The organism is Alkalispirochaeta alkalica DSM 8900 (genome assembly GCF_000373545.1).
GTDB lineage: Bacteria > Spirochaetota > Spirochaetia > DSM-27196 > Alkalispirochaetaceae > Alkalispirochaeta > Alkalispirochaeta alkalica.
In genome coordinates, this window is sequence record NZ_KB891747.1 from 21,310 (window position 1) to 35,781 (window position 14,472).

Annotated in this window: 14 protein-coding genes; 4 read left to right on the top strand and 10 right to left on the bottom strand. The window is 61.2% G+C overall.

The genetic code is table 11. The features are described 5' to 3' along the window. Nucleotides 1–5 precede the first annotated feature (5 nt). Nucleotides 6–830, bottom strand: a complete 825-nt coding sequence (surE, locus tag B071_RS0112215) for a 5'/3'-nucleotidase SurE (RefSeq protein WP_018527358.1) — start codon at nucleotides 828–830, stop codon at nucleotides 6–8. Between surE and lnt (B071_RS17500) the strand changes: the two genes are divergently transcribed. Then, entirely contained in the window at nucleotides 813–2,618 is a 1,806-nt protein-coding gene (lnt, locus tag B071_RS17500; protein WP_094354964.1) for an apolipoprotein N-acyltransferase, read from the top strand. The two genes, surE and lnt (B071_RS17500), sit on opposite strands and share 18 nt — an antisense overlap. A gap of 183 nt (nucleotides 2,619–2,801) precedes the next feature. Here the strand turns inward: lnt (B071_RS17500) and B071_RS0112225 are convergent, their stop codons facing one another. From B071_RS0112225 to rpsT, 8 genes are all read right to left on the bottom strand, one after another. Next, complete coding sequence (locus tag B071_RS0112225; RefSeq protein WP_026245210.1) at nucleotides 2,802–3,047, bottom strand: type B 50S ribosomal protein L31; 246 nt, start codon at nucleotides 3,045–3,047, stop codon at nucleotides 2,802–2,804. Nucleotides 3,048–3,064: 17 nt separating this feature from the next. Further along, nucleotides 3,065–4,639, bottom strand: coding sequence for a transcription termination factor Rho (gene rho / locus B071_RS0112230; protein WP_018527361.1), 1,575 nt, complete (start codon nucleotides 4,637–4,639; stop codon nucleotides 3,065–3,067). 194 nt (nucleotides 4,640–4,833) lie between these two features. After that, nucleotides 4,834–5,280: a bactofilin family protein gene (locus tag B071_RS17505; RefSeq protein WP_018527362.1), complete on the bottom strand. Its 447-nt coding sequence runs from the start codon at nucleotides 5,278–5,280 to the stop codon at nucleotides 4,834–4,836. Between the two features lie 83 nt (nucleotides 5,281–5,363). Continuing rightward, complete coding sequence (locus B071_RS0112240; RefSeq protein WP_018527363.1) at nucleotides 5,364–5,585, bottom strand: tetratricopeptide repeat protein; 222 nt, start codon at nucleotides 5,583–5,585, stop codon at nucleotides 5,364–5,366. Continuing rightward, nucleotides 5,582–6,325: a response regulator transcription factor gene (locus B071_RS18650; RefSeq protein WP_018527364.1), complete on the bottom strand. Its 744-nt coding sequence runs from the start codon at nucleotides 6,323–6,325 to the stop codon at nucleotides 5,582–5,584. The genes B071_RS0112240 and B071_RS18650 overlap by 4 nt, the downstream gene beginning before the upstream one ends. A 31-nt stretch (nucleotides 6,326–6,356) precedes the next feature. Beyond that, nucleotides 6,357–8,183, bottom strand: coding sequence for an apolipoprotein N-acyltransferase (lnt, locus tag B071_RS0112250; protein WP_018527365.1), 1,827 nt, complete (start codon nucleotides 8,181–8,183; stop codon nucleotides 6,357–6,359). A gap of 99 nt (nucleotides 8,184–8,282) precedes the next feature. Then, nucleotides 8,283–8,585, bottom strand: a complete 303-nt coding sequence (locus B071_RS0112255) for an HU family DNA-binding protein (protein WP_018527366.1) — start codon at nucleotides 8,583–8,585, stop codon at nucleotides 8,283–8,285. Nucleotides 8,586–8,603: 18 nt separating this feature from the next. Then, on the bottom strand, nucleotides 8,604–8,870 hold the full coding sequence (rpsT, locus tag B071_RS0112260; protein ID WP_018527367.1) for a 30S ribosomal protein S20: 267 nt from the start codon (nucleotides 8,868–8,870) through the stop codon (nucleotides 8,604–8,606). Nucleotides 8,871–9,198: 328 nt separating this feature from the next. On the opposite strand from rpsT, the gene B071_RS17515 reads away from it, so the two are divergent. The 3 genes from B071_RS17515 (at nucleotide 9,199) to B071_RS17520 (ending at nucleotide 13,594) form a co-directional block, all read left to right on the top strand. Beyond that, the gene (locus B071_RS17515; RefSeq protein ID WP_438829706.1) at nucleotides 9,199–9,729 is read left to right on the top strand and encodes a lysophospholipid acyltransferase family protein; all 531 of its coding nucleotides are present in this window, start codon (nucleotides 9,199–9,201) and stop codon (nucleotides 9,727–9,729) included. Further along, a complete protein-coding gene (locus tag B071_RS0112270; RefSeq protein WP_018527369.1) occupies nucleotides 9,726–11,468 on the top strand; it encodes an ABC transporter ATP-binding protein in 1,743 nt (580 codons plus the stop codon). The genes B071_RS17515 and B071_RS0112270 overlap by 4 nt, the downstream gene beginning before the upstream one ends. A 179-nt stretch (nucleotides 11,469–11,647) precedes the next feature. Beyond that, nucleotides 11,648–13,594: an ABC transporter ATP-binding protein gene (locus tag B071_RS17520; protein ID WP_438829707.1), complete on the top strand. Its 1,947-nt coding sequence runs from the start codon at nucleotides 11,648–11,650 to the stop codon at nucleotides 13,592–13,594. Here B071_RS17520 and B071_RS0112280 read toward each other — a convergent pair. Beyond that, the gene (locus tag B071_RS0112280) at nucleotides 13,512–14,432 is read right to left on the bottom strand and encodes a PSP1 domain-containing protein (RefSeq protein WP_018527371.1); all 921 of its coding nucleotides are present in this window, start codon (nucleotides 14,430–14,432) and stop codon (nucleotides 13,512–13,514) included. The two genes, B071_RS17520 and B071_RS0112280, sit on opposite strands and share 83 nt — an antisense overlap. Nucleotides 14,433–14,472 lie beyond the last annotated feature (40 nt).

Consider the following 14,472-nt stretch of genomic DNA (forward strand, 5'->3'; position numbering starts at 1 on the left):
CTCGTTCACGATCCCCTGACCAGCCCGCTGGTTCGGTAATGGCGCTCGACCTCGTGGTTCACCGGGTTCAGCATGATGGGACTCACCGACAGGTGGCCCTGCTCCACGGCGTACCAGTCCGTTCCCGGTTCCAGTTCTGCCGGTTCGGGGCGGCCATCGACGAAGTAATAGGTGCCCCCCCGGGGTGGTTCGAAGGGCAGAAGCCGATCCTGATAGAGCCGCATGGCCGGAGTGGTTATCTCCACACCGCGGTAGGAGGTGAGGTTTGGCACGTTTATGTTGATGAAATGGCCCTCATCCCAGAGGTCCATCAATTCCTGGACGTGGCCCGTGAGAAAGGAACAGACCGGCTCAAAATGGAAGGGTGCGTGAAAGCTGTTCAGGGAGACGGCGATTCCCGGGATCTTCTTGTACGCTGCCTGGCGCGCTCCGGCACAGGTTCCGGAATAGACGATATCCGACCCCAGGTTTGCCCCGATATTGATACCCGAGACGACCAGGTCAGGCATGACGGGGATCGCTCCGAGGGTGGCAAGAATGACGCAGTCGGCGGGGGTTCCGCTGATCGCGTAGGAACGCTCCCCCACCCGGGTGCAACGGATCGGCTCCGAGAGGGTGATGCTGTTGGAGAAGCCGCTCCGCTCACCGTCGGGCGCGACAACCCATACCTCGTGATCCTGCGCAAAGGCCTCTTCCAGGGCTTTCAGGCCGGGACTGAGGATTCCATCGTCGTTGGTTAGTAGAACTGTCACACAGGAACTGTAGCACCGGCGCAGGGCTGTGTCAAAGCCCGAATCAGGAAGGACCAGGAGATGGCTCGTCCCGGCCACGGAACTTCTCCAGGAGAGGCCGTACACATTTTCTTTCGCTTTCGCTATTCTGGGGGGGTGAATGTTCTCTTGATACTCTTTTCGGCGGGGCTCCTCACACTGGCGCTCCCGAACGAGCTTTTTGTCTGGGGCAGCCCCCTGCTGGGGCTCCTGNCCCTGATCCCCCTCTTTCTGGCCCTTCACCGAAGCCGTTCCCGCACCAGGGCAGCCCTGCTGGGAGCGCTTTTCGGTGCCGTGAGCACGGCCGGCGCGAACTACTGGCTCGCCTTCTTTGGCGAGTTCTCTGTCTGGACCCTGGGGGGGGCCATGACGGGCTACGCCGGGTACAATTTCCTGCTCTTCTCCTTTCTTTTTGACGCGATCCACCGGGGCACCCCCCTGCCCCGGGCTCTCCCGGAGGAGAGAGCCCTGGCGGGAGAGGGGGCGCTGGCGGGAACAAGCTGGTACCGGCCCCTCCACCTGGCGGTCATCTGGACGGGGTACGAGTTTCTGAAGTCCGTGGGGTTTCTGGGATATCCCTGGGGGCTCATCGCCTACCCCCTCTCGCTCTGGAACGGCCTGGCCCAGAGCGCCGAGCTGGCTGGCCCCTGGGGGCTCTCCTTCCTTGCCGCCTGGACAAACGCGATCGGCGCAGAGCTGGTGCTGGGGTACAGGGGAAGATCTGCAGAGGCTCTGCGGGAGAGTCGTTCTGGCACTCTCTCGGGCCTCGTCACCACACCGATACAACACCACGTGATCGCTGCGGGAACTCTCTTCCTGGTTCTGGCGGGGTTTGGCCACTATCGCCTGGCCACGCTGGGACCCGACGATCACCACCGGACCCTTCGCATCCTGGTGGTTCAGCAGAATATCGACAGCTGGCAGCCGGGGCTCTTCTCGGAGGCGCTCCTCCAGGCCCAGGACCTCACCCTGGAGGCGCTCCGGAAACACCAGAGAGACTCATCGGAGCCCCTTGATTTTGTCCTCTGGAGCGAGACGGCCCTCCGTCGTCCCTACCAGGAGGGGGACTCTTTCTACGATGAGGTACCCCGGGAACTGCCCTTCCGTGATTTTCTCCGGCGTCTGGACCTCCCTCTCATCACGGGAGCACCCGCCCCGGTGGGGACAGACCGGGAGACCGGGGGGGACTACCGGAACAGCGCCATCCTGCTCTCTCCCGAGGGAACACTCCTGGGATCCTACGGAAAGCAGCAACTGGTGCCCTTTGCTGAATCGATCCCTTTCTGGCACCTTCCGGCGGTGCAGGGCTTTTTCCGCACCGTGGTAGGCCTCTACGGGACGTGGGTTCCCGGGGACGGGAGCGCTCCCGTGGAGGTTCCTGCGGGAGGGACGACGATTCCCGCGGGGTTCCCCATCTGCTTCGAGGACGCCTTCGGGTGGGTACCACGGGAGATGGTTCGCGAGGGTGCAGAGATTCTGATAAATCTTACCAATAATTCCTGGAGCCGCCAGGATTCTGCCCAGACCCAGCACTACCTGGCTGCACGGTTGCGGACGATCGAGCTGCGGACACCTTTAGTGAGAGGGACCAATAGCGGGCTCACGGCTGTGATCAACAGGCGTGGCGAGATGACCCAGGCCATGCCCATGTTCGAGAGCAGCGCCGGGGTTTTCAGCGTAGCGGTGCCCCCCGCCGAGTGGACGCTCTACCGGACGATTGGCGATCTCCCGGGAAAGCTTGCCGTAGCCTGGGCGGCTCTGATCCTGCTCTTCCGGGAGACCTTCCCCCGAAAAAAACGGAGAAGCCTCCCCAGGATCGGCTGGAAGGCTGACAGGAACGACAACTAGAGAGTCGGCCACACAGCCGCCATCCCGGAAGCGGCGGCGCCGAAGGGCACGCCTGAAGATCCGGCAGAACAGACGCCCACAAAAAAACGGAGCCCCCCGGGGAACTCCGCTCTCTACACCCGGCCTGGCAGGGCCCGGAACAGCTCCCGGCAATCATCCTGCAGGAGATTGCCGGGAAGAACATCAGCTCTTGATGTTGTACATCTTCCGGAACCGCTCGACACGACCGGCTGTATCCACCAGTTTCTGCTTACCCGTGTAAAAGGGATGAGAAGCACTGGAAATCTCCACCTCGTAGAGGGGGTATTCCTGGCCATCGTCATACTTCACAGTCTGGTTTGTCTGTACCGTGGAACGGGTAAGGAACATCGTACCACTGGCGGTGTCCTTAAAGACAACCTCTCGATAGTTTGGGTGTATATCTCTCATTGCATCCTCCGAAAATCTCAATCAGCACCTGATGTATTCATCGACTGAAGGAAGTCGCTATTATTCTTGGTTTTATTCATCCTGTCAATGAGCAGTTCCAGGACTTCCAGGTCGTCCATGGGGCTGATCACTTTCCGCAGGACCCACATCTTGCGAAGCTCCTCCTCCGTGAGGAGAAGGTCCTCCCGGCGAGTGCCCGATTTTTTCACGTTTATCGCGGGAAAGATACGACGGTCTGCCAGGCGGCGGTCGAGGATGATCTCCATGTTGCCGGTTCCCTTGAACTCTTCGAAGATCACCTCGTCCATGCGGCTCCCCGTCTCGATGAGCGCCGTGGCGACCACCGTGAGACTTCCCCCGTCCTCGATGTTTCGGGCTGCCCCGAAAAAGCGCTTGGGCTTGTGGAGGGCGTTGGAATCGACACCACCCGAGAGGATCTTGCCCGAGGTGGGAACCGTCTGGTTATAGGCCCGGGCAAGGCGGGTGATCGAGTCCAGGAGGATCACCACATCCTTCCCGTGCTCTACCAGACGACGGCTCTTTTCCAGAACCATCTCGGCGACCTGGACGTGGCGCTGGGCCTGCTCGTCAAAGGTGGAGGCGATCACCTCGGCCTTGACGTTCCGCTGCATATCGGTCACCTCTTCGGGCCGTTCGTCGATAAGCAGAACGATGAGATACGCCTCGGGGTGGTTCTCGGTGATCGCGTTGGCGATCTTCTGCAGGAGCACGGTCTTTCCCGTTCGGGGGGGAGAAACGATCAGACCCCGCTGCCCCTTCCCGATGGGGCAAAAGAGATTGATCATCCGCGTGGAGCTGTCACCCGACCGGGTTTCCATGTCGAGGCGCAGGTCGGGATACAGCGGAGTCAGGTTGTCGAAGGGGATTCTGGTCTGGGCAATCGAGGGGTGATCGAAGTTCACCGTCTCTACCCGGAGCATGGCAAAAAACCGCTCGCCCTCTTTCGGGGGACGAATCTGGCCGTAGACGGTATCACCGGTCTTCAGGTTGAAGAGGCGGATCTGCGACGGCGAAATGTAGATATCGTCGGGGCCGGAGAGGTAGGAATGCTGGGGGCTCCGCAAGAAGCCGTAGCCGTCGGGGAGGATTTCCAGCGACCCGTAGGCGAAGATCGTCCCGTTCCGTTCGGTATGAGCCTTCAGGATGGCGAAGATGACCTCCTGCTTCTTCAGGGCAGGCAGATTATCGGGGGCGATCCCCATCTCTTCCGCCAGGTCCCGGAGGAGCTTCATGTTCATCATGGTGAGCTCGTTGATGCTCAGGCTCTTCTCGTCCCGGGGGTGGGAAAAGTCGACGGTGCCCTCGTTACCCTGGCCGTTTGTCCCCAGAGGCGCCCGGCCGTTCTGCCCGGCGTCACCGGGATCCCCGGAATCACGCCCCGGGCCCCGGTCTCCAGCGGAATCGTTGTCCTTCACCAGGGCAACCCGAACCCGTTTCTTTTTTACCGGGGCACGCCGCGAAGTGCGAACCTTGGGCGATTCAGGTTTCTGCTGATTCCGGGATTGCTCAAGGTCATCGCCGTTGGTCTCTTCTCCGGATGAAAGTGCTTGCTGTTCGTCGTTATCTGACATGGATGACTCCATTTATACAATTTACCAAAGAGGCAGGTTAACTCGCAGAATACAGAAAGAACACAGAAATCCTTGCGCTATGCTGCTTTTTCCACTTGTTTGTAGAACCAAAACTATACTCATTCCCAAAACCGGTGTCAACCCGGCCGGATCTCACCACGGTTCAGCCCTTCGGGGCGCCAACAACCACGGGCCTACCCCCTGGTGTTATTGTGCGAAAGCGGTTCAATCACGGGGATTGCCTGCTTGCGCAGTTGTTCCAGCGAACCCGAGAAGACGTCCAGGGAATCGCTGTTTCGCACCATCTCGCAGCGCCCCTCGAAGACGACCCCTTCGGCGATGCGAACCTTCCCTGCCCGGACATTTCCGTACACAACGCACCCGGGAAGCATCTCTATCTCCGCTGTAGCCTCGATATTCCCGTGGACCGTCCCGCCGACGATAATGTTCCGTGCCCGGACGTTGGCGCGTACCGTCGCTTCTGCGGCGATGTAGAGAAACCCCCGGGCATCGATCTCGCCTTCGTACTCCCCGAAGAGCGTGACCGACTCCCTGAACCGGAGGGTCCCGGTAAAGCGGGTCCCCTTTCCGAGGCGGCTGACCGTCTCTTGTATGGATCTCGGATCAATGTGATGCGCCATGATGCTTCCTTCTTGCATGGTGGCCAATCGCGGAGCGACCGGGGTTCTATCCACCCCGGCGGGCGACTGGTACCGGGCGATATCTACTTGCTGGTCATGACGAAGACGCCATCCCAATCCTCCGGGGGAGGGTTGTCTTCGTAGAGAAGGCATCGTTCCAGATAGACTCGGGAGGGCCCGTCCTCGGGATCGACCTCGAGGGCCCGGGAAAAGTATTCCTTTGCTGCGGAAAACTCCATAAGCTTGTAGAGCTTTCTGCCCCGGGAGAAAAGGTCCAGAACCTGCTGCCTTTCTTCAGTGATCATTTCACCTTCCTGGAAGGGACTCCCTGGACTGCCATGGCCGCGTGCTTGCGGAATTTACTCTCCAGGTCCTCCAGAGATATCTCCTTCGATTTGAGCTCATCCCCCTGGGTCTGCAACTCCTGCACCTCGTCCTCGAGGCCTTCTACCGTGGCCAGGGCCTCGGCTGTCTGGGCCAGGACGAGCTCCACGAAGGACTGTACCGCCTCGGGATCCCTCACGTCCAGCGCTCTGGCGGCATCGCTCAGACCCTGGATCGGGTTCTTGATATGTCGTGTGAAATACGCAAGGGAGTTGTTCAGGGAATCCACCAGAGCCAGCCTGCGCTCACGGCGGACGACCTGACGCGAAAGCTCCCGCTGCCGAAGAACCGCCTGAATTCTGGCGAGAACCTCGGAGAAGTTGTAGGGCTTGGTGATGTAGTCNTCGATACCCAGCTCAAAGCCTTCGATCTTGTCCTCCACCTCATCCATGGCGGAGAACATGATGATGGGGGTGGATGCTACCTGGGCGTAGTCAGGGTCCTGCTTCACGAGGCGGGTCACCTCCCAGCCCGTTCGACCGGGCAGGATGTTATCCAGGAGAACCAGATCGGGCTTTTCCCGGAGAATCTGGTCCAGAGCCTCGTCACCGTCCCCGGCGGTTACAACGGTGTACCCCAAACGGGAGAGCATCACCTCAAAGAAATCAACGTTTATGTGCTCGTCATCGACCACCAGGATTTTCGGTGTATTCTGCGCCATGGCTCATTGTCCTACGTTCATCTGCAATTTGTCAATCTTGCCCCGGAACCGCTCGCCGACGTCGCCGATGAAGCACGAAGGAGACGGTCATCGCGGGAGGGGTCAGTCCGAGAAAGACCAGGGCGAGCCAGTCACCCCAGGCGGTGTAGAGGGTGCTCCGCTCGTAATAGACGGGCACCTCTCCCGCCAGAAACCCCTCCACAAAGGGCGGATAGAGGTCGAGAAGCACCCCGTTGGGGTCGATGATGGAGGTCATCCCCCCGTTGGTGCTCCGCACCACGCTTCGTCTGTTTTCCACAGCCCGGAAGACGGCCATTCCCATGTGCTGCATCGCTGAAGGTTCGGAATAGGACCAGAGATCGTTGGTGAGATTCACAATCACCTGCGCCCCCTCCCGGACAAAACCCCGCGAAAGGTAGCCGAAGGTATCCTCGAAACAGATCGGTGTGGAGAACCGGACACCGTCGCTCTCGAAGACGGTCCACTCCTCCCCCTGTTCCCAGAAATTGGTGTTGCTCTCCACCAGCATCCGGTGCATCCAGGGCAGCCGATCTTCATAGGGGAAGTGCTCTGTGAACGGCACCAGGTGAATCTTGCGGTAGGTTCCCAGGAGTTCCCCGCCGGGAGCGAAATGAAGCACGGCGTTGTAGTCCCGACGCTCGAGCTCCCCCCGGGAGGTCCGAACGAGCTGGCCATCGCTGTTGCCCACCACAAAAGGGACATCCTGCCGGGCGAGGTAGTGACGCAGCTCCCGGACCAGCTCGTAGCGCTGTTGGTCCCGGCGATAGCGGGTGTGAAAATCGATGGAGGGAACAAAGGAGGTCTCCGACCAGACCACGATCTCCGGATCAGCCTCGGCGATCGCCCGATCGCTCTGACGAAGAAGAATTTCCAGACTTTCCTCGTAGACCCGGAATCCGCCAACCCAGGGGTCGACATTCTGCTGAACCAGAGCGACCCGCCACTGGCGAACCCCCTCGTAGTTCACCGGAGAGAAAAGTCCGTAACCCAGCGAGAAGACCAGAAAGAGGGTGTACCAGACAAGTTCGGGCCGACGGTTTCTGAGCCCCCATCCGAGAGGGGGCACAAGAAGAGAACGGATCTCTTGCCAGACCCGGGGCATTCCGGACCGGGCCTGTTCCCCCGGAAGATCGGGCTCTGCCCGGGAGGCAGCATACTCCCGGAACCACTGCCCCACCAAAAAGGAGGGGAGCACCACCAGAAAGGAGACGATCCAGACCCCCCCGAGATCGGCGATCTGGATGAGCACCGGCGCGGGAAAGAGGGCGTACCCCATAATGCCGTAGGCGTAGCCCAGGAACCCCTGGGTNCGCANGTATTCGTAGGAGAGCCAGAGCAGGGACTGCAACANAAAGGTCGCCCGCCCGCCCCAGCGGTCTGCCGCCCAGAGGGCGGGAAAGAGAAGGAGAAAATACCAGGCGTAGATTACGGGAACGATGAAAATTGCCAGGGGATGAAAGGTGGCAAGCCAGTAGTTGAAGAGGGCGTAGGAAAGAAAGCCGTAAAACGCCCCGTAGAGCGGTGTGGCCCACCATTTCATCCGCCCGATGGCCAGAGCCACGGGAAAAAGCGCCACAAAGGCCAAAGGATAGGCGCCAAAGCGGATAACCACGTTGGGAAAAGCTGCGGCAAACAGAAGAGACCCCAGAGCCAGAAGCGCTGTGGTCNCTGCGACACCCCTCCACCGCCCTGCCCTGTTCCGGGAGACGCGTTTTTCTGCGACNGCCCCTGCCGGGGCCGAGCGGGATGAACCCGATCGTGCTGAACCCGACCGGGCTGAAGGGGGTGCCCCCGAACCGGCCCTCCTCGAGGGAGGGGATTTCTTTCTCTTTGGCATGATGTTTCTACCTGACAGACGAGAAAGGCCCGGAGACCACGACAGGCGAGGAACGCCCCNGAAACCACCGGGACCGGGACAAAAGGAACCGAAGGGCGATCAGCTTCTGAGCGGCCAACTCGCTTCTTTCAGCTCTTTTCCCGGGCGGAAAATGACAACGCCGTGGTTCTTCACCGCCACGGGCTCCCCTGTTTTGGGGTTCCGTGCGTGCTGGCGCCCTTTTCGTGTGCGGATCTCGAACGTTCCAAAGCCGCGGAACTCGATCACCTTGTCGCTGACCAGGGCAGACTTGACCTCCCCGAAGAACGCGTCGATGATCGAGTGTATATCCTTTTTGCTCACGTCCACCGTCTCGCTGATACGCTCGACGATCTCCGCTTTGGTAACCTTGGAATCCGCCACAACCGCTCCGCTGCCCGCTTAGGCCTGGAGGCTGTTTACTTTGCGTGCAAGGCGGGATTTTTTCCGCGCAGCCGTGTTCGCGTGGTACACGCCCTTGCCCGCAGCGGTATCAATGAGTTTGGTGAAATCCCGCAACGCCACCTCTGCAGCAGCCTGATCCTTTTCCTCAACTGCGTTCAGGACCCGCTTTACGCTTGTCCGAACCCGACTCCGTACACTCTTGTTCAATATGCGCCGCTTTTCGCTCTGCCGATGGCGTTTTGCGGCGGATCCCTTTGCGATCAAATGATGTATCCTCCGGATAAAATTGGGTAATCTAGGGGACCGTAGCAAATATCAGCGGCACCTGTCAACTTCAACCTTAACACAGCCGCCTCTTTCCCTGTAGAATNGCCACCCCATGGCCACTATTATACTCTTTATCCTTATTTTTGCCCGCCTCATCTGGTGGGATCTGGGTGACAAGATCCTGATCTGCCTGAACTGGAACCTCGCCAGGAGACACATCGACCGCACNGTATCGGACCGGGCCCGCAAGCTCTTCTCTCTGGCCCGGTTTACCNTGGGGTTGCGCATGGAGATGGATTTCGACGACTCCGAACTGCCCGAGCAGATGATCATCCTCGCGAACCACCAGAGCGTGATGGATATCGTGGTGATCATGGCAGCCTTTCGGCACCATTCGGTAAAGTTTGTCGCCAAGGGTGAGCTCCGACACTGGTGCCCCACGGTTTCACGGGTGCTCCGGGTTCAGCGCCACGCCCTGATTCCGCGCAGGGGCGACTACTCTCTGGCAATGAAGGAGATCGACCGCATGGCCTCCTCTCTCGGCCCGAGGGAATGCCCCGTGATCTTCCCCGAGGGGACCCGCTCCCGCGACGGCGAGCTCCTGCCGTTCCAGAGTGGCGCTGTCCGTCGCATCCATACCCGGGCACCCCTGCCGCTGGTGGCCCTGGCCCTGGACGGCGGGGGCCGCTTCTCCCGGGTCCAGGACGTTCTGGCCATGCCCCGGGGGCACCGCTATCGCATCACCGTAGCACAGGTGTTCCCCCCGGTTCAGGGAAAACGCGAGATCCTCCACCAGGTCGAGGAATCCCGGCAGGCGATCGGGGAGATACTCCGAGACTGGCGGAACCAGGGTTGATCGGGGAGTTCAGAACCCTCACCCCCCTGCTCCGGCGCCATAGCAGGGCCTACATCGCGGGTATTGTCTCGCTCCTGATCACAAGCGGAGCCCAACTGCTCCTGCCGTATTACACGGGACGGGCCATAGACCTGCTTCTGGACGGGGGCGGGGCCGCTGCCGTGGCACGTCCCATGGGGCTTCTCCTGGTGACGGCTCTGGTAATCGCCCTGACCCGCTTCGGCTGGCGCTTTTTCATCCACGGCAGCAGCCGCCGCATAGAGGCGGAGCTTCGGGAGAGCCTCTACCATCAGTTGCTGCGTCTCTCGCCCGATTTCTACCGCCAGACCAGGACGGGCGACATCATGGCGCGAGCCACCAACGACATGCGAGCGATCCGCATGGCCACGGGGATGGCCCTGGTGGCCTTTATCGACGGGCTCTTCATGACCGTGGCAATTCTGGCGATCCTCTTCAGCCGCGACCCCCGGCTCGCCCTGGTCACGGTCATCCCCCTGCCGGTCATCACGATTCTCATTATTGTTCTGGGAGAGGGTATCGGGAAACGCTTTCGGGCGGTCCAGGAGGGGTTCTCCCACCTGAGCGATCAGGTCCAGGAGGTTCTGAGCGGGGTCCGGGTGGTCAAAGCCTTCGGAAAGGAACCCTTCTTTCTGTCCCGTTTTGCCGATGCCAACGACCGGTACCAGCAGGAGAACATGCATCTGGTCCGGATATGGGGCCTCTTCTTTCCCCTGGTGAGTTTTCTCTCGGGGCTGACGCTTCTGATTCTCCTCTGGTTCGGAGGGGCTGCGCTTCTTGCAGGCTCCCTCTCGGCGGGAGACTTCGTGGCGACCCTGGGATACCTGCAGATGCTGACCTGGCCCATGCTGGGAGCGGGCTTCACGGTAAACATGCTTCAACGGGGGGCAGCATCGCTCTCGCGGGTCAACGAGATCCTCCAGAGCACCCCCCTGATNTCNTCCCCTCCCGGGGGCCGCACATCCCCGCCCGGGGGGGCTCTGGAGGTACGCGATCTCTCCTTCACCTTTCCCGGTCAGGAAACCCCCGCCCTGGAGAAGATCTCCNTCGATCTTGCCCCGGGGGAGATCCTGGGAATACTGGGGCGCACGGGGAGCGGAAAATCGACTCTGGTGAGTCTCCTGCCCCTCCTCCTGCCCGCTCCCGAAGGGGCGATCTTTATCGACGGAACCGACGTGGTCCGCTACAACCTGGACACTCTTCGGGAGACCTTCGGGATCGTCCCCCAGAAGACCTTTCTCTTTTCAGCCACGGTGCGCGACAACATCCGCTTTGCCCGGCCCCAAGCCCCGGAGGAGGACCTTCGGCGCGTGGAGAAGCTGGCGGCTCTGGACGAGGATATCGCCGAGTTTCCCCGGGGCCAGGACACCCTCGTGGGAGAACGGGGGGTCACCCTCTCGGGGGGGCAACGCCAGCGCATCGCCATCGCCCGGGCCCTGCTCCCCGACCCTCCGATCCTGATTCTGGATGACGCCCTCTCGGCGGTGGATACCCGTACAGAGGAGCGACTCCTCCGGGGGATTCTCGAGGAACGCCGGGGCAAGACCACCATTATCGTCTCCAACCGCATCTCTACCCTCACTTTTGCCGGGGAAATTCTCGTTCTCCAGGAGGGCCGGATAGCCGATCGGGGGACTCACGGGGAACTGCTGAGCCGCCCCGGCCTGTACCAGGATATCGCCCGGCTTCAGCAGCTCGAACACCTCAGGAAGGACTCATGATTCACCACCAGGACGAGACGATAATCGCCAGCTATGACTTCGGGATCATCCGCCGCATAGCCCGGTACACCGCCCCCTTCCGGAAGCTCGTGATGGTGGCTCTGATATGCCTGGTGGTGGCGACGGCGGGAGAGGTCCTGCTGCCGGTGATCATCCAGAGAGCGATCGACCACCATATCATGGACCACTGGAGCCGCCTCGAGGAGGACGCCCTGGCAGAGATCCCCTCCCCCGGCGAGGTGCGCCGCGTCGGCAGCGCGGTCTACCTTCGGGAAGAGCGCCTGGACCGGATTCCCCGGGCGACCCGGGAAGATCTTCGCCAGCGGAGGATCCTCTCGCGGGAATCCTTTACCCTGATACCCCGGGAGGTTGCCCGGGAACACCCCGACCTTCTTGCGGAATTTTCGGTGATCCCCCAGGACGCCGACCACCGGTGGGTTTCGCTTCCCCGAAGCGCTCTGGAACGGCTCCCGGAACAGGAGCGCCGGGCCCTGCTGCAGCACCAGCTCCAGGGGTTGCGGGGCAAGGCGCTTCTCTTCCTGGGGGTTCTTCTGGCGGTCCTCCTCGGAGCGTTCGGGCAGGTCTATCTCACGGCCTTTACGGGCCAGCTGGTCATGAAGAAGCTCCGCCATGATCTGTTCAGCCATACCCTGGGCCAGCATCTGGGGTTCCTGGGCGATCAGCCCGTGGGGCGTCTGGTCACGCGCATCACCAACGACGTAGAGACGATCAATGATCTCTTCACCTCCGTTCTGGCGGAGCTGGCCCGCAATGTGAGCCTCATGGTCGCCGTGGTGGCCACCATGTTCGCCCTGAACCCCCGGCTGGCCACGATCACCCTGATCAGCATGGTTCCCGTTCTCTTCATCACCGATGTGATCCGCCGGAAGGCCCGGGAGGCCTACCGGGCGGTGCGCCGCGCCGTGGGCGATCTCAACGCCTACCTCTCGGAACACGTCTCGGGCATGGAGATCGTCCAGATTTTTGTCCAGCAAACACGAAGCGGCGGGGAGTTCACCCGGAAAAACGAGACCCTCACCANGGCAAATCTCTCGGAGATGTATGTCTTTGCTGTCTTCCGCCCGCTGGTGGATTTCATGTCCAGCACCTCTCTGGCGGTGGTTATCTTTTTCGGGGCAACCCTGCTGCAGGCGGAAACGGTTTCACTGGGGGTTCTGATCGCTTTTACCAACCTGATCCGCCGCTTCTATATGCCCGTCATGAGCATCTCCGAGCAGTTTACCCTCCTGCAGAGCGCCATGGCAGGAAGCGAGCGGGTCTTTGATCTGCTCGACCAGGATCAGCGGATTCCCGATACGGGCGTGACCCCCCTCGCGGTGGAGTCCGTTTCCGGGGCTGTGGAGTTTCGGGATGTCAATTTTTCCTACCGTCCGGGCGAACCCGTTCTGAAGGGCCTCTCCTTCAGGGCAGAACCGGGGGAGCTGGTTGCCCTGGTGGGGTCTACAGGGTCGGGAAAGACCACCGTGATAAACCTGCTGACCCGCCTGTGGGACGTGACGGGGGGATCNATCCACCTGGAGGGGCAGGACTTGAGGAGCTACCCCCTGGGGGCGTTGCGGCAGGCGGTACAGCAAATCCAGCAGGATGTCTTTCTCTTTGACGACACGATACGCACCAATATCGCCCTGGGGAAGAAGGTCTCCGACGAGGAGATCATGGAGGCCTGCCGGGCGGTGCAGGTAGCATCGTTCATCGAGGATTTGCCCCGGGGACTCGACACCCGGCTCACGGGAGGAACGCGAAANATCTCGGCCGGCCAGGGGCAGCTCCTNGCNTTTGCGCGCGTTCTGATACACAACCCGCCCGTACTGGTTCTGGACGAGGCCACCTCGAGTATCGACAGCGAGACCGAGCGGAAGCTCCAGCAGGCTGTGGAGACGATCACCCGGGGAAGAACCTCCCTGGTGGTGGCCCACCGCCTCTCGACGATCCAGCACGCCCACCGTATTCTGGTACTCTCCCGGGGTGAGCTGGTAGAATCAGGAACGCACCAGGAGCTGCTGGCCCGGGACGGACTCTACGCTACACTCCATCGATTTCAATTTGATCATCCCCGGGATCAGCAGAGAGAGCCTGGGCAGCCTCGGGACACCCCTCGGGGTTGAGGATCCATTCCACGGAACGCCGCCGGTCCTTCTTTTTGCTCTGGGGAACGTTCTGGCGGTGCAGGGAGCAGACAGGAACGGTCAGGTGTTGCCCTTCGCTTCCGGAAAGCCGGACCTGACCGCTGAGGATATTGATCTCCTGTACCTTGAGCACCGCTTCGTCCAGCTCGACCAGGGAGCCCTCGCGGGGGTACTTCCTGCGCTCTTCCTGGTAGAACTGGTGCTCGTAGGAAAGACAGCACAGCAGACGCCCGCAGGGGCCGGAGACCTTCATGGAGTTCAGNGAGTAGTTCTGGTCCTTGGCCATGCGGATCGACACGGGCGGGAGCTTGTCCGATATGCCGTTGCAACAGAGCCGACGCCCGCAGATTCCCATTCCCCCGATGATCCTGGTCTCGTCGCGGACGCCGATCTGGCGCAGCTCCACCCGCACCTGAAAGATACCCACCAGATCGCGGACGAGGGTGCGAAAGTCGACCCGGTGGTCGGAAACAAAGAAAAAAAGCAGTTTTGACCTGTCCAGGGTATAGTGGGCGCTCACGACGTGCATGTCCAGCTTGTGCGCTTCCACGCGCTCGGCGCAGGTTCTGGCGGCTTTTCCAGCCCGCTCCTCNTGCTCCCGATAGGTTCGAAGATCGCTCTCGCCGGCGATCCTGAGGGCCTTGAAGCGGTCCTTGTATTTCTTCCGCGTTCCCTCCTGGACCGTTCCCAGGACGACTCCGATATCTACTCCGTAGCGCCCCTCGTAGACGATTCTGCTCTTGGGCTCCACGGGGAGGTCTCCGCAATCGCACAGGTCGGTTTCGCGACTGTGCATATTTCTCACGACGTAATCCATCGAATACTCCTCGCATCTTCCGAAGCGCTCCCCCCTCCGG